Raw genomic sequence first — 16986 nt, 5'->3', positions numbered from 1 at the left:
CAAAGCGCGGCGCGGGGAGATCCACGCAAGGAGATCCGGATGTCCATGGCAGGGAATCTGCGGAAGGTCACGAGCCTCGGCAAGGTCGGCGGCCTGCGGAAGGTGGCGCGGCTGGCCCGGCGGCGTACCCGTGTCGACCTGAGTCACCCCGCGCGGTCCCCGCTGGGCACGGCGGTGGTGAACTGCGTGGCGTACCAGGACGGCGCCAGGGTCCCGGCCGGCCGCGATCTCGTCGAGACCGTGGAGCGGATCCGCAAGAGCGACGAGGGCTTCGTCTGGCTCGGGCTGCACGAGCCGACGGACCAGGAGTTCGCCGGCATCGCCGACCTCTTCGACCTGCACCCGCTGGCCGTCGAGGACGCGGTGGAGGCCCATCAGCGCCCGAAGCTGGAGCGGTACGGCGACACACTGTTCGCGGTGTTCAAAACGGTCTGCTACGTCGAGCACAAGGAGTTGACGGCGACCAGCGAGGTGGTGAACACCGGCGAGATCATGGTCTTCGTCGGGTCCGACTTCGTCATCACCGTGCGACACGGACGGCACGGGTCGCTGGGGCCGCTGCGCGAGGAGTTGGAGGCCGACACCCGTCAGCTCGCCAAGGGCCCGGCCGCGGTGCTGCACGCGATCGCGGACCATGTGGTCGACGACTACGTGCATGTCACGGACTCGGTCCAGGAGGACATCGACCATGTCGAGGCCGACGTGTTCGCCGAGAACGGCGCGCGGGCGGACGCGGGCCGCATCTACCAGCTCAAGCGCGAACTCCTCGAACTGAAGCGGGCGGTGATGCCGCTCGCCCGCCCCCTCCAGGAGCTCGCCACCCGGCCGATACGGGTGGTCGCCCCGGAGATACAGGCGTACTTCCGGGACGTCTCCGACCATCTGCTGCGGGTCACCGAGCAGGTCGCCGCGTTCGACGAACTGCTCAACTCGATCCTGCAGGCACACCTCGCGCAGGTGACGGTGGCGCAGAACGAGGACATGCGGAAGATCACGGCATGGGCGGCGGTCATCGCCGTGCCGACGATGGTCTGTGGGGTCTATGGCATGAACTTCGACCACATGCCGGAACTGCACTGGCGGTTCGGCTACCCCATAGTCATCGGCGTGATCACCCTCGCCTGCCTCGTCCTGTACCGGGGGTTCCGGCGCAACGGCTGGCTGTGAGAGCGGTGAGCCGCCCCTCGCCCGGCACGGCCGGCCGGGCGGGAGTGCGTGCTCATGGTCCTGCCGGTCGGGAGAGTCCGCGCGGTCAGCGCAGCGCGCTCCTCGCGTAGACGCTCTCGACCCACGCGGCGAGCTGTTCGTCCGTCAGGTGTTGGGCCAGGTCGGCCTCGCTGATCATGCCGACGAGGCGCTTGTTCTCGATCACGGGAAGCCGGCGGATCTGGTGCCCCTTCATCTCCTGGAGCACCTCGCCGACGTCGGCACCCGACTCGATCCAGCGCGGGGTGCCCTGGGCCATCTCGCCCGCGGTGACCCGGGCAGGGTCGTGGCCCATGGCGACACAGCCGACGACGATGTCGCGGTCGGTGAGGATGCCGCAGAGCCGTTCGTTCTCGTCGCTGATGGGCAGCGCGCCCACGTTGAGCTCGCGCATCAGCTGGGCGGCGCGGTCCAGGGTCTCGTGGGCGGGGATCCACTGGGCGCCACGGTGCATGATGTCTCCGGCGGTGGTCATGAAGTACCTCCCGGTGCCGGACGGCCGGCGCGGCGCGGAACACACCGCTAGTCCCGGCGCCCTTCATTCTTGCCGTGTCCCCAGGGACGCGCACCCGGAAGTCCCGAATGTGCTTGCGTGGCCGGCGCTCAGCCGTTCCACGCCGGGTGGCGTGGATCGTCGGCGCGGACCAGGACGTCGGCCGTGGCGCCCGGGTCGACTTCGGTCTCGTAGCGCTCGAAGGCGGGCAGGGTCCAGTGTTCGGGTTCCGGAGTTCGGCGGCGAAAGGCGCCCGGGGAGAGGAGGACGTGGACGCTCAGGTCGAACGGGAACCAGTGCCGTAGCAGGAAGGGGCCGTGGAGCAGCAGCAGCCCGCCGGGCGGGAGCTGGACATAGGGGTTGCGGGTGGCGCGGTCGGTGACCGGGTCCCAGAGGTCGGGCAGGACGCGGCCGTCACCGCCCGGGTCGAGCGGACCGAAGACCTCGCGCCACAGGGCGCCGGTGTCGGCCCAGCCGTTGTAGTACGCCTCGGCGTCCTTGTGACCGTATTCGAACCGGAGCGACGCGGGGCGCAGGAAGCCCTCCGTGCCGACGACGAGCGAGGACCGGCCGCGTATGCGCAGTGCCTCACCGACGCGGCGCGCGAGGTCGCCGGGCCGGGCGGCGGGGGCTCCGTCGAAGGCGATCCGCGGCCACGGACTGCCGTCGTCCGGCTTCAGGTCGAGCAGGCGCTCGGCGAGGAGGTCGCCGAGCCGTTCCCAGGTGATCGCTTCGAGTCGCACAGGCCCATGATGCCGCGACCACGAATCGTTCCCGTGGGCGTGGCGGGCGGCGAGGCGGTGCGCAAGACGCGCGCGGCACGGGGGGCGGGGACGGGGGGGCGGGGGATCGAGGAGGCGGCGGCATCGAGAAGGGGGCGGCATCGCGTAGCAGGCCGCCCCGGGCGGGGGAATGAACCACTCATGGCACCGATCGCAACTCCCCCGCCTCGTAGCGGACTTCTCGTCATCCAGCCGCTCAAGAAGCGGCGCTGTGCCGAGTGCCGGAGCGGGCCGCTGGCACTGCTGGTGCTGGAGGAGGGGGAGCCGCGGTGTCTGGACTGCGCGGACCTGGGGCACCTGGTGTTCCTGCCGCGGGGCGACACCGCGCTGACGCGCCGGTCGCGGGAGGGCGGCGCGCTGTCTGCGGTGGTGGTGCGCTTCAACCGACGGCGGAGCCGCTACGAGCGGCAGGGCGTCCTCGTCGAGGAGGCGGCGCTCGCCAGAGCCGAGGAGCGGTGTCTGGCGGACGCGGAGGCGCGACGGCGGCGCCGCGCACGGGACGCGCGGCGGCGGGAGGCGGAGGATCTGCGGTTCACGGAGGTGTTCGCGCGGGAGATACGCCGGCTGTTTCCCGGGTGTCCCGCCGACCGGGCGCACGCGGTCGCCGCGCACGCCTCGGTGCGCGGGAGCGGGCGGGTGGGGCGCAGCGCCGCGGGCCGTGCGCTGTCCGAGGCGGCGGTGACGGCGGCGGTCCGTGCCGCCGTACGGCACACGGACACTCCGTACGACCAGTTGCTGATGAGTGGTGTGCCGCGGCACGAGGCGCGTCGGCGGATCGCGGCCGCCGTCGAGGCGCGGCTCCAGGGGTGGCGCGACGAGCTCACGGCGGGCGCGTGACCCCGCCGTGGAGCGGTGCGACCGCTCCCCCGCACCACCCGGTTCCGGACGCGCGCGCATGCCCCCGCGCCCTTCGGCCATGGTCACTGCGGCAGTACGCGATTTCACTTGTGGTGACGGTGGGCGCCGTGCAGGATCTTTGGCTTCGGGGAGCGACGGGGAGTTGTCATGATCGATGGACCGTATTTCGTGCTGACCGTCCTGGGGGTGCTCGGCTGCGGGCTGGTGGCCGGGGTGTTCTGCGGGTTCTCGACGTTCGTGATGCGAGGGCTCGCCGAGTTGCCGCCCGCGCAGGGCGTGGCGGCGATGAACGCGATCAACGTGGCCGCGGTGCGCCCGCCGTTCATGCTCGTGTTCGTCGGGTCGGCGGGGCTGTGTGCCGTGCTCGCCGTGGTCACCTTCGTGCTGCTGCCCGACGAGGGGACGGTGGAGCTGTTGCTGGGCAGCGCGCTGTATCTGTTCGGGACGTTCGGGGTGACGGTCGTCGCGAACGTCCCGCGCAACGACGCGCTGCTGAAGATGGACCCGGGCACGCCGGAGGCCGCCGTGTACTGGCGTTCGTACGTGCGCGAGTGGACGAGGTGGAACCACATCCGCGCGGTCGCGTCGGCCGCCGCGGCGCTCTCGTACACGCTGGCCCTCACCTGAGGCGCCCGAGGCCGGCCGTCACCCGCGTTCGAGGCCCTCAGCTGAGCGGCAGGGCCCCAGGAGGCGACGTATCGTGGCGGGAAAGGAGTGCCGCCGAAGGCCGTGGGCCGAAGAGGCTCGATGGTCGCGCGGTCCCGTACCGGTACGCGTAGGTGAGGGAGACGGCCATGGCCGATCCCAAGGGATTCATGACCACTCCGCGTGAGGAGTATCCCCGTCGGCCCGTCGAGGAACGGGTGCGGGACTGGAACGAGGTGTACGTCCCCGGTGCGCTGTTGCCGATCATCAGCAGGCAGGCCGACCGCTGTATGGACTGCGGCATCCCGTTCTGTCACGACGCCTGCCCGTTGGGCAATCTGATTCCCGAGTGGAACGACCTCGTCTCACGCGAGGACTGGCGGGCGGCGAGCGACCGGCTGCACGCGACGAACAACTTCCCCGAGTTCACCGGCCGGTTGTGCCCCGCGCCCTGCGAGGCGGGCTGTGTCCTCGCGATCAACCAGCCCGCGGTGACCATCAAGAACGTCGAGGTCGCCATCGCCGACCGCGCCTGGGAGGACGGATTCACGCCACCACGCCCACCGGACCGGCTCTCCGGCCGGACGGTCGCGGTGATCGGGTCGGGGCCCGCGGGGCTCGCCGCGGCGCAGCAGCTGACCCGGGCCGGGCACACCGTGGCCGTGTACGAGCGGGCCGACCGGATCGGTGGGCTGCTGCGGTACGGGATCCCCGCGTTCAAGATGGAGAAGCGGCATCTGGACCGGCGGCTGGAGCAGATGCGGGCGGAGGGCACGAAGTTCCGGACGTCCACGGCGGTCGGCCGGGACCTCGGGGCGGCCGAGCTGCGGGCGCGCTACGACGCGGTGGTGCTCGCGGTGGGCGCCACGGCCTGGCGGGAACTGGACGTTCCGGGGCGGGAGTTGGCCGGGATTCATCAGGCGATGGAGTATCTGCCGCTGGCCGACCGGGTGTGCGAGGGGGATCTGGAGGTCTCGCCCCTGTCCGCGGCCGGGAAGCATGTGGTCATCGTCGGCGGTGGTGACACGGGCGCCGACTGTCTGGGGACCGCCGTGCGCGAGGGCGCCGCGTCCGTGACCCAGCTCGACATCTATGCGCAGCCGGAGGCCGAGCGCGACGAGGACGTCGAGCCGTGGCCGACCTACCCCAAGATCTACCGGCTCTCGGCCGCGCACGAGGAGGCCCGTGACCTGGAGACGGCGCCCGCGGCGGACGCGGACGCGCGGCTCTTCGCGGCGTCCACGCTCCGCTTCACCGGGGACGCGCAGGGGCATGTGCGCTCTCTGCACCTGGTCGAGGTCGACGAGCGGCGCCGCCCCGTCCCCGGTTCCGGGCGGACGCTCCCCGCCGACCTCGTACTGCTCGCGCTCGGCTTCTCGGGGCCCGACCGCCGCGACGGGCTGATCGACCAGCTCGGCCTGGCCCTCGACGCCCGCGGCACGATCACCCGTGGCATCGACTTCTCGACCAACGTGCCCAAGGTGTACGTCGCCGGGGACGCGGCGCGCGGGCAGTCCCTCATCGTGTGGGCCATCGCCGAGGGGCGGGCGGTGGCGGCCTCGGTGGACCGCGCCCTGGCCGGGACGTCGCAGTTGCCGACGCCGATCGGACCGTACGACCGCCCGATGACCGCGTAGGGCTCCGCCGGCCGGTGCGGGGGCACGGGCCGGCGGAGCCGGGCGGGTCAGCGGCGCCCGTCCGTGCCCGCCACCTTCGCCGTGGACAGCGCGACCCGGTTCCATGTGTTGATCGTGAGGATGAGCGCCAGGACGTGAGCCAGTTCCTCGTCGTCGAAGTGGGCGGAGGCCTCCGCGTAGACGTCGTCGGGCACGCCTCCGTCGGCGACGCGTGTGACCGCCTCCGTGAGGGCCAGGGCCGCGCGCTCCTTCTCGGTGAAGAAGTGCCGGGCCTCGCGCCACACCGCGACCATGTGCAGCCGGTCCTCGCTCTCGCCGGCCTTGCGGGCGTCGTTGGTGTGCATGTGGAGGCAGTACGCGCAGTGGTTGAGGTGGGAGGCGCGGATCTGGATCAGTTCGACGAGGGCGGGGTCGAGTCCGTCGCGGGCCGCCGCGTCGAAGCCGACGAGGGCGCGGAACACCTTCGGGGCGGACTTCGCGAAGTCGAGGCGGGTGGGAACGGTGCTCGTCGCGTTCACCGTGGTCGTCGCGTTCGCCGTGCTCGTCGTGTTCGTGTTCGTCGTCATGCCCATGAATCTACGAGCTCCAAAGACCGGCTGTAGGGTGCATTTCCATGGCGGAATCATGGGTCAATTCTGCGGAGCGGATCGGCGCCGACCTGCATCTGGAGCTGTCCGGGCCGGGCGGGCGGCGGGCCGCGCTGATCCGGGCACTGCGCGAGGCCGTACGCGGCGGCAGGCTCGCCCCGGGCACCCGGTTGCCGCCCTACCGCTCACTCGCCGCCGACCTGGGCGTGGCACGCAACACGGTCGCCGACGCGTACGCCGAACTCGTCGCCGAGGGCTGGCTGACCGCCCGGCAGGGCTCGGGCACCCGGGTCGCCGCGCGCGCCGAACCGCCGGGTGTCCCCGAGCGCGTACCGAAGAAGGCGCCGCCACGCGCGCGTGGGCCCCGGCACGATCTGCGGCAGGGCACACCGGACGCGTCGTCGTTCCCGCGGACCGCCTGGCTCGCCTCGTACCGGCGGGCGCTCCAGCAGGCGCCCAACGAGGCCTTCGGGCCGGGCGATCCCGCGGGCCGTGTCGAGCTGCGCGAGGCCCTCGCCGAGTACCTGGCACGCGCACGTGGCGTGCGCACCGAGCCGGGACGGATCGTGATCTGCTCGGGCTTCGCGCACGCCCTGCGGCTGCTCTTTCCGGGCGTTCTGCGCGGGCCGCTGGCCGTGGAGTCCTACGGTCTCGGTTTCCACCGTGAGCTGCTGGCCGCCGCGTCCGTGCGGACCGTGCCGCTGCCGCTGGACGAGGACGGCGCCCAGGTGGGCGAGTTGGGCCGGGAGCGGGCGGTCCTGCTCACGCCCGCGCACCAGTTCCCCACCGGTGGCCCGCTGCACGCGCGGCGGCGGGCCGCCGTCGTCGACTGGGCACGCGCGCGTGGGGGCGTGATCCTGGAGGACGACTACGACGGCGAGTTCCGCTACGACCGCAAGCCCGTCGGCGCCTTGCAGGGACTGGACCCGGAGCGGGTCGTTCACATCGGTTCGGTCAGCAAGAGTCTGTCGCCCGCGCTGCGGCTCGGCTGGATGGTCCTTCCGGGGCGGTACGTCGACGCCGTCCTCTCCGTCAAGGGCGAACGGGAGGCGTGGGCCGGCGTCCTGGAGCAGCTGACGCTCGCGGACTTCCTCGCCTCCGGGTCGTACGACCGTCATGTGCGCCGGATGCGGCAGCGGTACCGCGGTCGGCGTGACCGGCTCGTCGCGGCGCTCGCCGAGCGGGCGCCGCATGTCGAGGTGACCGGGATCGCGGCCGGGCTGCACGCGGTGCTGCGGCTGCCGCCCGGGGCCGAGCGGTCGGCCGTCAAGGCCGCGATCTGGCAGGGTGTGGCGCTCGACGGGCTCGCCGAGTTCCGGCATCCGGAGGCGACGATGTCCGCGCCGGACGGACTGGTGGTGGGCTACGCGACGCCCTCGGAGCATGCGTACGGGGCGGCGTTGGAGGCGTTGTGCGGGGCGCTGCCGCCGGGCCCTTGAACGGCGGGAGGCCCCGAATCCCCGCGTCGGCGGGGCGTCGGGGCCGGTGTTCGCGCACTGTGTGCGGGAGTCGTGCTGTGGTGGTCCTAGGGTCTTCTGTCGCGGAGAGTCATCAAATCAGCACCATTTTTAAGGGAGTTCAGGGAGTTCAGGGAGTTCGGACCGTTCAGGTAGCACAGGTGATTCAGGCAGTTCAGGCAGTTCAACGGCATTCAAGAGTCACGATGGTTCAGGTCGGTCAGGAGAGGAGGAAGTCCGCCACCCCCTCCTTGGCGCCCTGGATGAACGCGGTCATCTCGCCGGGTGTGTAGATCAGCGCGGGCCCGTCCGGGTCGGCCGACTGGCGGACGGCGATGCGCCCGTCCGCGAGTTTCATCGCCTCCAGGCAGTTGCCGCCGTTGCCTCCGCTCCACGGCTTGTGCCAGCCCTCGCTGCCCAGTTCGCGGGCGGGCATCCCGTTGTAGATCCGCTCATGGCGTATCCGCTGTTTGATGTTGTCCATTCACAGCTCCTTGCGGAAATCCCGGAGGATCTCCTTCGTGCGATGTGCCGTAGCGGCCTGAGCCGCCATGCGGTCCATGACCTCGAGGTGCGTCGCCACCTCGGTACGCTCGTCCAGATAGACGGCGCCGGTCAGGTACTCGCTGTAGACCATGTCTGGGAGTTCCGGCATGGCAAAGCGAAACAGCACGAAAGGCCCGTACGTGCCGGAGTGCGGCCCCGTGGAGAACGGGACGACCTGGAGCGTCACGTTGGAGAGTTTCGTGGCCTCGATCAGCTTGTCGATCTGGGCGCGCATCACCTCGGGACCGCCGACGGGGCGGCGCAGGGCCGTCTCGTCCATCACGGCCCAGATCCTGGGTGCGCCCTCACGAGTGAGCAGATTCTGGCGTTGCATGCGCAGCGCCACATGGCGCTCGATGTCCTCGGGTCTGGTCTGGCCGATGGCGCCCGACTTCAGGACACCACGGGCGTACTCCTCGGTCTGCAGGATTCCGGGCACGAAGTGGGGTTCGTACGAACGGACGAGGGTGGCCGCTCCCTCCAGGCTGACGTACATCGAGAACCAGCCCGGCAGGATGTCGTGGAAGCGCTGCCACCAGCCGGGCCGGTTGGCCTCCTCGGCCAGTTGGACGAAGGCCTCGGCCTCGTCGTCCGACACTCCGTACGACTTCAACAGGAGCTGGAGGTACGGGATTTTGAGGGCGACCTCCGCCATCTCCATCCGGCGGACCGTGGCGGGCGCGACACGCAGGACGCGTGCCGCCTCCTCGCGCTTGAGACCCGCGCGTTCACGCAAGTCGAGTAGGCGCCGGCCGAGGACGACCTGGCCGACCGTCGGCGCGGATCGCGGTTCGCTCACGTCCCACCTCCACTGAGTCCCGAACAGACGCCGCTCTGAACGGTTCTGAACAGGTACTGCGTCCTGACAGACCGGACGGCGCCGTCCGGGGTCCTCTTCGTCTCCTTCGACGATCCCAACTGGCGCCGCTCGGCGTGCTGTTGCCAGCAGTGTGCCACGGCCCTTCTCGGAGTCACATGGCACTCTGCAATTTTCAGAGTGACACTTGCCAAGTGTTCACGGCGGGGAGATAGTGGCAAGCGTGATTCCGTCCGCGCCCTTAGGAACAGACGCCGCCGAGGACCGCTCCGGTCTGCGTGCCGCCGCAGGGGTGCGCCCTGGCGCCGCCGCCGTGCGCCGGTTCCGCTTCGAGCTGGCCGCACACCCGGGTTCCGTGGCTCAGGCCCGGCACCTGACGCGCGCCCGGCTCTCCGGCTGGGCCCTCTCCGACGACACCTGCGACACGGCGGTCCTCGTCGTCTCCGAGCTGGTCACCAACGCCATCGTGCACAGCGCGAGCGCGCGTGTGGTGTGCGAGCTGCACGACGGTGACGACCTGGTGCGGATAGCCGTACGCGACGAGGGATGCGCTCCCGGTGAGCCGCACCCCTCGCCGCAGCGCCCTGACGAGGAGCACGGCAGGGGGCTGCTGCTCGTCGCGGCCGTGTGCCGGTCCTGGGGTGCCCAGGACACCGCGCCGGGGCTGCTGGTGTGGGCGGATCTCCCGCGCTCCCCGGCGGACTGTGCCACGGGGGCTTCGGAGGCCCGATCCGACCTCGGATGGGGCGCGAGGAAGCCGACGACCGACGGCCGGGGCACCGCGACGGAAGCATCCTGGGGGACGGAACGATCCCAGGAGACGGAACGATCCTGGGGAGCGGAACGACCCTGGGGTACGCGGACCATGGGGATCCCTCCGAGCAGGCGGAGCAGGGACCGGGGGAGGCTGTGACGGGTACGTCGGCGACACGACCCGGGGCTCAGGTCCTGAGCCTGGACACGCTGGTCCGCCTGAAGCGTGAGCGGACGGCGTCCGGGGCGCCACGACGTCTCCCCGTGCCCGAGGGCATGACGGTACCGCTGGGCTGCGACGCGGTCGCGGTGCCCGCCGGCTTCGGACCCCTGCTGATGACACGGCTCCCCCGGGTGGGCTGTGTGTACGCCGACGGCGCGCACTGGTGGTGGCTCGTGCCCTCCGAGTCCGACGTCGTCCTGGACTGGCCCGCGCCCGCCCACTACGCCGCCGGGGCGGTCGTACCGGACGCCCCGCACGCCCCCGGACTCATCCACAAGCCGGCCGGCACCCTGCCCTACACCCCGCCGATCCCCCTCTATCTGGCCCTGTGCCGGGTCACCGGTACGACACCCGTCTGGTCACGTCCGATCAGCGCGTGACCCTCCGGTCGGCGGACAGCGCGTGACCCTCCGGTCGACGATCGGCGCGTGATCCTCCGGCCCCGGGGGGCTGGCGGGCGTGTCCGAAGTGCGCCGGTAGCCACCCGTCCTCCGCCGTCATCACGAGTGGAGCGCCGCGTTCCTGGGGAAGGCACCGTTCATCCGTTCCCGGGGAGGCCGTTGGTGGGGAAAGCCACAGGGAATGCCCGCAAGAAGAAACGCCACGACGAAGAACCGGCGCCGTCCGCCTCCGAACACCTGCTCTTCGGCGGCCCCTTGCGTTACGACATGGGCTGGTCGCAGCACTCCGAAGCGTTCCTGGAGTTGAACTTCCGCGCGATGGTGACGCGGCTGCCGTCCCTGCTCGCGTCCAGTTTCCGGCTCGCCTGGACCGCGGACCGCCGCGCCGCCCGGATCGTGATGTCCGCCGAACTGGCCAGGGGCGCCGCACAGGCGGTGAGCCTGCTGGCCGTCAACAGCGTCCTGGGCCGGCTGATGACGAGCGGTCCCGTCGCGGACCGGCTGCGCGGCGCGGTCCCGGCGCTGATCACGGTCGCCGCCGTCATGCTGCTCGGCGCGCTGCTGAGGGCGGCCTCGACGTACGCCACCGGGCGCCTGGAGCCCAAGGTGGAGCGCGTCGCCACCGAGCTGTATCTGGAGCGCGCGGCGGCCGTCGAACTGTCCGCGATCGAGGACGACGCCTTCCACAAACTGCTGGACACCGCGCAGTACGGGGCCTCCTCGGCCCGCCGCATGATCGCGATCGCCACCCGCGTGGTGAACGCGATGATCTCGCTGATCGCGGCCGCGGGCGTGCTGACCGTGCTGCACCCCGCCCTGCTGCCGCTGCTCGTGACGATGACCCTGCCGAGCGCCTGGAGCTCCCTGACCATCGCCCGGCGCCGCTACGAGTCCTTCCACACCTGGGTGCAGCACGCCCGCGCCGGGCACCTGATCAGCAACCTGCTCTCCGAGCCCGCGGCGGCCCCGGAGATCCGCGTGCACGGCGTCGGCCCGTTCCTGCTGCGCCACTTCCGCTCGATGTCGGAGACCGCCGAGGCCGAACAGGCCCGGCTGGCCCGGCTCTCCGCCCGCACCGGCCTGATCGCGGCGGCCTGGACCGGCATCGCCACCGTGGCGACGTACGCGACGCTCGGCGCGCTGCTGCTCACCGGTGCGATGGCGCTCTCCGTCGCCGGTACGGCCGTGATCGCGATCCGCACCGGCTCCGCGAGCCTGGACACACTCGTCCTGGAGGTCAACTCCCTGCACGAGGAAGCCCTGTTCGTGGGCGATCTGCAGCGCCTGTACGTGGAGGCGGCCGAGCGCGCGATCCCGGTGGGCGGCGAGCCGCTCCCCGACGATCCGAGCGAGATCCGCTTCGAGAACGTCACGTTCACCTATCCGGGCGCCTCGACCCGGCCGGCGCTCGCGGACGTCACCCTGCGCCTGCCGCTCGGCAAGATCGTGGCGCTCGTCGGTGAGAACGGCTCGGGCAAGACGACCCTGGTGAAGCTGCTCGCGGGCCTGTACGCGCCCGAGCGGGGCCGGATCCTGTGGGACGGCGTCGACGCGGCGGCCGCGGACCGGCAGCAACTCGCCGAACGCATCGCGATGGTGGCGCAGGACTTCAAACGCTGGCCGTTCACGGCCCGCGTCAATATCGCGGTCGGCCGTGCCTCGGCGCCGCTGACGGACGAGCGCGTCAACTCGTCGGTCGCGGAGGCCGGTGCCGAGGACGTGGTCGCCGACCTGCCCCGCGGCCTGGACACGCTGCTGGCCCGCGGGTTCAGCGGCGGGCACGAGCTGTCGGGCGGACAGTGGCAGCGGCTGGGCATCGCACGGGCCGCGTACCGCCGTGGTCGCATCCTGATCGTGGACGAGCCGACCGCGGCGCTCGACGCCCGGGCCGAGCTGGAGGTCTTCGACAAGATCAGGGCCCTGGCGGGCAGCGGCCAGACGGTCGTCCTCATCACCCACCGGCTGGCCTCGGTCCGCCACGCCGATCTGGTGCACGTCCTCGATCAGGGCCGCCTGGTGGAGTCCGGCAGTCCGGACGAACTGCTGGCCAAGGGCGGCGTCTACGCGGAGCTGTACTCCTTGCAGGCCGAGCAGTTCACGACGAAGGTGTCCACGAAGGCGCCTACGAATGTGCCCACAGAAGCGTCCACGAAAGTGCCCGCTCCGAAGGCGGGCTGACCTCGGCCGGCCTCACTCGACGAGCTCCCCGGCACGCACGATCACCAGGAACGCGTCCGAGGCGAGGTCCATGACGACCTCGGCGGCCTGCCCCTGAAGGCGGCACGCCTGCGCGAACTCCTCGGCGGGCCACGAACCGCGCGGCCCACCGGCGGGAAAGCGCTCCAGCACCATTCGCCCGTTCACCCTGCACCTCCATGTAGCGCCGTACTCATGACGCGTACTCATAGAGTTAAACGCCAAAGGCGGGGTGAACGGCTCGGTCAGTGACGGTACTGAGACATAGTCAACACTCGTTCACTACCCCGATGTGGGGGAACTCTCGGCCGGTGCGCGTTTCATTCCGTGAGTTTTCGTGAGTTTCCCTTTCCCGTATTTTCTTGTCAGTCCTCGTACTCGTCGTGATACCGGATCCGCTCGCTGCCCGCCGGCGCCCCGAGTGCCGAGGCGCGCCCCCGCGGCTTCTCCCACTCCTCCTGTCGGCCGAGTGCGGTGAGATCCAGCAGGGTGGTCGTCGAGCCGAGCCCGTCGAGGCCGCGCTCATACGTCGAGTAGGTGTGGAAGACCCGGTCGCGGTCCCGCAGGAAGCAGCTCACGCCCGGCCGCTCGTAGGGCTCGTCGTCGACCTCGACGGACACCCGGAAGTCGTGGTTGAAGTCGCTGTCGTACGACGAGTACCAGGGCACCGTCCAGCCCATCCGGGCCTTGAAGGGCAGGATCTTCGTGTACGGCGCCCGGGACACGGCGGCGAACTCCGTGTCCCGGGCGCGCAGATGGGCGAGGTGGCCGATCTGGTCGAGGAAGGCCGAGCAGCTGCGGCAGCCCGCCTCCCACTCCGGCGCGAACATGAAGTGGTGGACGACGAGTTGGTGGCGCCCCCCGAAGAGGTCGAGCAGCGTCGCCTTGCCGTCGCCGCCCTCGAACACGTACTCCTTGTCGATCTCGACCATCGGCAGCCCGCGCCGCTCCGCGTTGAGCGCGTCCCGCGCGCGGGTCGCCGCCTTCTCCTTGACCAGCAGTTTCGCGCGCGCGGCGCGCCACTCCTCGCTCGAGACGATCTGCGGAAGCGTCATGTGCCCCTCCTACGCAACGGTGCCTTCGCAGTGGTGACCGGGCGTGGGAGCGGAACTCATCGGTGCCGGCGGAGAATTCCTGGATTCAGTACGTCACCGGGAGCGCGAGCAGGCCGCGGGCGCGCAGGGAGGGCCGCCACCGCAGCTCGGCCGGGTCGGCGTCGAGCGCGAGGTCCGGAAGGCGTTCCAGGAGCGCGGACAGGGCGATCTCCGTCTCCAGGCGGGCCAGCGGCGCGCCCACGCAGTAGTGGATGCCCCGGCCGAGGGCGAGATGGCCGGAGGCGTCCCGGTCGAGGTCGAGGCGCTCGGGGTCGGGGAAGCGGGCCGGGTCCCGGTTGGCCGCGGCCAGGGACAGCAGGACGGTCTCACCCACGGGCACGGTGACCGCGCCGATCGTCACGTCCTCGACGGGGAAGCGCCGGATGGCGAGCAGCGCGGGTCCTTCGTGGCGTGCGAACTCCTCGACCGCGTGGGGGAATCGCTCCGGGTTCGCGCGCAGGGCGGCCAACTGGTCGGGGTGGGTGAGCAGCCCCAGGATGGCGTTGCCGATGAGCTGCACGGTGTTCTCGTAGCCCGCGAAGAGGATGAGGAAGGCGAGTGACATCAGCTCGTCCTCGGAGAGCCGGTCGCCCTCGTCGCGCACCGCGATCAGGTCGGAGAGCAGGTCGTCCGCCGGTGTCTTCCGTTTTTCCGCGAGGAGTCGGGTGAGGAACCCGAGCATGGCCACGACCGCCTCCTTGGCGGCCCCGGGACGCGCCGGGTCAGGTGCGACGAGCACGTCGGTCCAGGCCCGGAAGTCGCGGCGGTGCTCCACCGGAATGCCGAGCAGGTCGCAGATGACGGTGATCGGCAGGGGCGCGGCGTACGCGGCGATCAGGTCGGCGTTGCCGTGCGGTCCGAGCGCGTCGAGGAGTCGGTCGGCGGTTTCCCGTACGGGAGTGCGCAGTTGTTCGACGCGGCGCGAGGTGAAGGCGCGGACCACCAGGCGTCGGATGCGGGTGTGGTCGGGCGCCTCCATGTTGAGGAGGTTGGCGTCGAGAGCGGGCGGCAACGATAACCCCTGGTAACTCCCGGGCAGCGCATGCCTCTTGTCCACCGAGAGCAGTGGGTTCGCGAGCGCCTCGCGGACGTCGTCGTACCGTGTGACGAGCCAGGCGGGGTTGCCGTCGGTACCGGCGACGCGATGTACGGGCGCGGTGTCGCGCAGGCGGTCGTAGACGGCGTACGGGTGATCGATGAGGCCTTCTGCGGGGTCCATACCCTCCACCCTAGGCAGAGTGGATCAGGTGTCGTACTCCTGAATCCGTCTGTCGTGGTCCCGGTCGACGAGCGCGGGCGATCGCTCCCCCAGCTCCCAGGTCGGCCTCCCGCTGCTCAGCCCGCGAGCGAAACCGTGGGCTCCTGCCCCTCCTTCGCCACCAGCCCCGCCCGTTCACGTGCCTCGGCCAGTTCGTCGAGGAGTTCGGCGATGCGTTCGGTGTGCTGGGGGGTGAGCCGTCCGTTGTCGTCGAGCTGTACGGCGCACGCGGTCGTGGTGTCGACGAGGCGTTCGAGGGTGGCCGCGACCTCGTCCGTGCCCTCGGCGTGCCGGGCCAGTGCGGGGAGTTCGGCGGCGGCGAGGTCGATCGCGGCGCGGGCCTCGGCGAGCGCGCGGTAGGCCTCGCGGCGCAGGGCCCAGCGGCCGGACCGGTCGTCGGTCGTGCCGTCGTCCAGTACGTGGGCGAGGTACGTGTGCGCGGCCTCGGTGGCGCGGGTGAGGCGGGCCCGTACCCCTCCCCCGCGCTGCCCGAGCGCCGGCAGGTGTCCGACGAGCAGCACGATCGCGCAGGCCAGCAGCGTCTCCCCGATCCGGCTCCAGGAGGCCCCCGGCTCGCCGCCCACCATGACGAGGGAGAGTACGAGGACGGTGACGACGGCGGTCTGCGCCGCGAAGTGCCGGGTGGCGACGGGGATCAGGGCGCCGCACAGCGCGACCAGGGCGACCAGTCCGGCGGGGCGCGGCAGCAGCGCCGCGAACCCGGCGAAGAGGACGGCGCCGAGCACGGTTCCCGCCGCCCGGCAGATCACGCGCGAGACGAGCGGCCCGAGGTCGGGCTTGACCAGGAAGACGGCGGTCGCGGGGAGCCAGTACCAGTGGGAGTGGTTGCCGTACCAGCGGGCGTGGTGCAGGGCCTGCGCCACGGCCACGGCGGTGCCGAAGCAGAGGGCGACGCGCAGCCCGTACTCGCGCCCTCCGGAGCCGAGGGCCGTGCGGGCGAGGGACGCGGCGGTACGCCGCCGCGTGTGCAACGCGTTGTCGTCGCCACCCCCGTCGAAGGCGTCGGCGGCGTGCAGGAGTGCGTCGTCCAGGGCTCGCAGGGCCGGTGCCGAGCGGGCGGGCGCGGGCAGCGGCCCGGTGTGCGTGCTGGTCCGTACGGCGACGGCGAGCCGCCGCGGCCCTTCGGCGGCCCTCGCGGGCACCGCCTCGCCCGCCCAGGCGAGCGCGGTGGCGGCTTCGGCGAGCGGGAGCGCGGCGGCGTACTGCGCGTGCAGCCGCCGCTCGGCCGCGGAGCCGGCGTAGCGCCGCAGCCGGGGCCCGCCGAGCGCGTCCTGGGCGTGGTCGAGCGCGGCGGTGAGGGCGACCCGGCGAGCGGGCGCGTCCAGCCCCCCGACCGCTTCGAGCAGCGCGGCGACGGCGTCGTACACGCCCCCGACTGCGTCCCGCTCCCCGTCGAAGCGGTAGTCCCCGGCGGTGGCCCCGGGCGTGGGCAGCGCGAGCCGCAGCACGAGCAGCCAGCCGGCCCCGCCGACGAAGAGGAGCGCACGCTGCCAGCCGGGCTCGGGCAGCGGCATCCCGGCCCCGATGGAGGCGGCGACGAGCAGTTGCGTACCCGCGCCGCTCGCGACGGGCCCGACGGCGCTGACGGCTCCGGCGAGCAGCCCGAGCACGGTGAGGAGGAGGGTGAGCGTCACCGCGCCGACCTGCTGTCCCGCGTACGACCCCACGAGCAGCCCACCGGCGCCCGCGAGCGCCGGCACCCCGAGCCGCCTGACCGCGGCTCTGCGACTGCCCGGCCGGTCGTTGATCCCGGCGAGCATGGCGCCCAGAGCGGCGACGACACCGACGGACGTACGCCCGCTCAGTACCGCCACGAGCAGCAGCGGCCCGGCGGCCAGGGCGCCCCGCACGACCGCGCTCCAGGGCACGGGGCCGTGCTGTGCGCGCAGGGCATGGGCGAGCCAGGGCGGTACGGCGGCACTGAGGCGGGACACGGGGCTCCTGTCGGGCGAGGGCGGGGCGCCTTCGGGCGACGTCGGCCGGGCGGTGTACTGCCTACGGTAGATCGCGTT

The 16986-nt window shown here is 72.0% G+C and carries 17 protein-coding genes; 8 read left to right on the top strand and 9 right to left on the bottom strand.

All coding sequences use genetic code 11. The features are described from left to right. Nucleotides 1-39 precede the first annotated feature (39 nt). The gene (corA, locus tag OG568_RS36620) at nt 40-1167 is read left to right on the top strand and encodes a magnesium/cobalt transporter CorA (RefSeq protein WP_329369422.1); all 1128 of its coding nucleotides are present in this window, start codon (nt 40-42) and stop codon (nt 1165-1167) included. Nucleotides 1168-1252: 85 nt separating this feature from the next. On the opposite strand, the gene OG568_RS36615 is transcribed toward corA, so the two are convergent. Further along, entirely contained in the window at nt 1253-1681 is a 429-nt protein-coding gene (locus OG568_RS36615) for a CBS domain-containing protein (protein WP_101405766.1), read from the bottom strand. A 128-nt stretch (nt 1682-1809) separates the two neighbouring features. After that, complete coding sequence (locus OG568_RS36610; protein WP_329534641.1) at nt 1810-2442, bottom strand: uridine kinase; 633 nt, start codon at nt 2440-2442, stop codon at nt 1810-1812. 180 nt (nt 2443-2622) lie between these two features. Between OG568_RS36610 and OG568_RS36605 the strand changes: the two genes are divergently transcribed. The 3 genes from OG568_RS36605 to OG568_RS36595 all read left to right on the top strand — a co-directional run bounded on the left by OG568_RS36605 (nt 2623) and on the right by OG568_RS36595 (nt 5621). Further along, entirely contained in the window at nt 2623-3318 is a 696-nt protein-coding gene (locus OG568_RS36605; protein ID WP_266581838.1) for a DUF2293 domain-containing protein, read from the top strand. Nucleotides 3319-3486: 168 nt separating this feature from the next. Then, a complete protein-coding gene (locus OG568_RS36600) occupies nt 3487-3966 on the top strand; it encodes an anthrone oxygenase family protein (RefSeq protein WP_266415150.1) in 480 nt (159 codons plus the stop codon). A gap of 167 nt (nt 3967-4133) precedes the next feature. Further along, nucleotides 4134-5621, top strand: a complete 1488-nt coding sequence (locus tag OG568_RS36595) for a glutamate synthase subunit beta (protein ID WP_329534640.1) — start codon at nt 4134-4136, stop codon at nt 5619-5621. 47 nt (nt 5622-5668) lie between these two features. Here OG568_RS36595 and OG568_RS36590 read toward each other — a convergent pair whose 3' ends face one another. After that, nucleotides 5669-6187: a carboxymuconolactone decarboxylase family protein gene (locus OG568_RS36590; RefSeq protein ID WP_329534639.1), complete on the bottom strand. Its 519-nt coding sequence runs from the start codon at nt 6185-6187 to the stop codon at nt 5669-5671. A gap of 47 nt (nt 6188-6234) precedes the next feature. On the opposite strand from OG568_RS36590, the gene pdxR reads away from it, so the two are divergent. After that, complete coding sequence (gene pdxR / locus OG568_RS36585) at nt 6235-7647, top strand: MocR-like pyridoxine biosynthesis transcription factor PdxR (RefSeq protein WP_329534638.1); 1413 nt, start codon at nt 6235-6237, stop codon at nt 7645-7647. A 238-nt stretch (nt 7648-7885) separates the two neighbouring features. Here the strand turns inward: pdxR and OG568_RS36580 are convergent, their stop codons facing one another. Next, nucleotides 7886-8149 carry a DUF397 domain-containing protein gene (locus OG568_RS36580; protein ID WP_266415142.1) on the bottom strand — a complete coding sequence of 88 codons (264 nt, stop codon included), beginning with the start codon at nt 8147-8149 and terminating at the stop codon, nt 7886-7888. Next, nucleotides 8150-9010, bottom strand: a complete 861-nt coding sequence (locus OG568_RS36575; protein ID WP_329534637.1) for a helix-turn-helix domain-containing protein — start codon at nt 9008-9010, stop codon at nt 8150-8152. 232 nt (nt 9011-9242) lie between these two features. Between OG568_RS36575 and OG568_RS36570 the strand changes: the two genes are divergently transcribed. From OG568_RS36570 to OG568_RS36560, 3 genes are all read left to right on the top strand, one after another. Then, nucleotides 9243-9941 carry an ATP-binding protein gene (locus OG568_RS36570; protein ID WP_329534636.1) on the top strand — a complete coding sequence of 233 codons (699 nt, stop codon included), beginning with the start codon at nt 9243-9245 and terminating at the stop codon, nt 9939-9941. After that, a complete protein-coding gene (locus tag OG568_RS36565) occupies nt 9938-10384 on the top strand; it encodes a hypothetical protein (protein ID WP_329534635.1) in 447 nt (148 codons plus the stop codon). The genes OG568_RS36570 and OG568_RS36565 overlap by 4 nt, the downstream gene beginning before the upstream one ends. A 288-nt stretch (nt 10385-10672) precedes the next feature. Further along, nucleotides 10673-12583 (top strand): ABC transporter ATP-binding protein, encoded by a 1911-nt coding sequence (locus OG568_RS36560; protein WP_329536557.1) that lies wholly within the window; start codon nt 10673-10675, stop codon nt 12581-12583. A 12-nt stretch (nt 12584-12595) separates the two neighbouring features. Here OG568_RS36560 and OG568_RS36555 read toward each other — a convergent pair whose 3' ends face one another. The 4 genes from OG568_RS36555 to OG568_RS36540 form a co-directional block, all read right to left on the bottom strand. After that, nucleotides 12596-12769, bottom strand: a complete 174-nt coding sequence (locus OG568_RS36555; RefSeq protein WP_095855250.1) for a hypothetical protein — start codon at nt 12767-12769, stop codon at nt 12596-12598. Between the two features lie 197 nt (nt 12770-12966). Further along, nucleotides 12967-13656, bottom strand: a complete 690-nt coding sequence (locus OG568_RS36550) for a DUF899 domain-containing protein (protein WP_329534634.1) — start codon at nt 13654-13656, stop codon at nt 12967-12969. Between the two features lie 85 nt (nt 13657-13741). Then, nucleotides 13742-14914, bottom strand: a complete 1173-nt coding sequence (locus OG568_RS36545; RefSeq protein WP_329534633.1) for a cytochrome P450 family protein — start codon at nt 14912-14914, stop codon at nt 13742-13744. A gap of 116 nt (nt 14915-15030) precedes the next feature. Further along, nucleotides 15031-16908: an FUSC family protein gene (locus OG568_RS36540; protein ID WP_329534631.1), complete on the bottom strand. Its 1878-nt coding sequence runs from the start codon at nt 16906-16908 to the stop codon at nt 15031-15033. Between the last annotated feature and the right edge of the window lie 78 nt (nt 16909-16986).

The organism is Streptomyces sp. NBC_01450, from assembly GCF_036227505.1.
Lineage (GTDB): Bacteria > Actinomycetota > Actinomycetes > Streptomycetales > Streptomycetaceae > Streptomyces.
Note: the sequence above shows the minus strand (reverse complement) of the source record. Positions and strands in the feature narration are given on the sequence as shown.

Excerpts from the sequence above, each read along its gene's own strand:
- OG568_RS36545 (WP_329534633.1), bottom strand. The coding sequence starts at position 14,914 with ATGGACCCCGCAGAAGGCCTCATCGATCACCCGTACGCCGTCTACGAC.
- OG568_RS36615 (WP_101405766.1), bottom strand. The coding sequence starts at position 1,681 with ATGACCACCGCCGGAGACATCATGCACCGTGGCGCCCAGTGGATCCCC.
- OG568_RS36605 (WP_266581838.1), top strand. The coding sequence starts at position 2,623 with ATGGCACCGATCGCAACTCCCCCGCCTCGTAGCGGACTTCTCGTCATC.
- OG568_RS36550 (WP_329534634.1), bottom strand. The coding sequence starts at position 13,656 with ATGACGCTTCCGCAGATCGTCTCGAGCGAGGAGTGGCGCGCCGCGCGC.
- OG568_RS36595 (WP_329534640.1), top strand. The coding sequence starts at position 4,134 with ATGGCCGATCCCAAGGGATTCATGACCACTCCGCGTGAGGAGTATCCC.
- OG568_RS36600 (WP_266415150.1), top strand. The coding sequence starts at position 3,487 with ATGATCGATGGACCGTATTTCGTGCTGACCGTCCTGGGGGTGCTCGGC.
- OG568_RS36560 (WP_329536557.1), top strand. The coding sequence starts at position 10,673 with ATGGGCTGGTCGCAGCACTCCGAAGCGTTCCTGGAGTTGAACTTCCGC.
- OG568_RS36580 (WP_266415142.1), bottom strand. The coding sequence starts at position 8,149 with ATGGACAACATCAAACAGCGGATACGCCATGAGCGGATCTACAACGGG.
- OG568_RS36590 (WP_329534639.1), bottom strand. The coding sequence starts at position 6,187 with ATGACGACGAACACGAACACGACGAGCACGGCGAACGCGACGACCACG.
- pdxR (WP_329534638.1), top strand. The coding sequence starts at position 6,235 with ATGGCGGAATCATGGGTCAATTCTGCGGAGCGGATCGGCGCCGACCTG.
- corA (WP_329369422.1), top strand. The coding sequence starts at position 40 with ATGTCCATGGCAGGGAATCTGCGGAAGGTCACGAGCCTCGGCAAGGTC.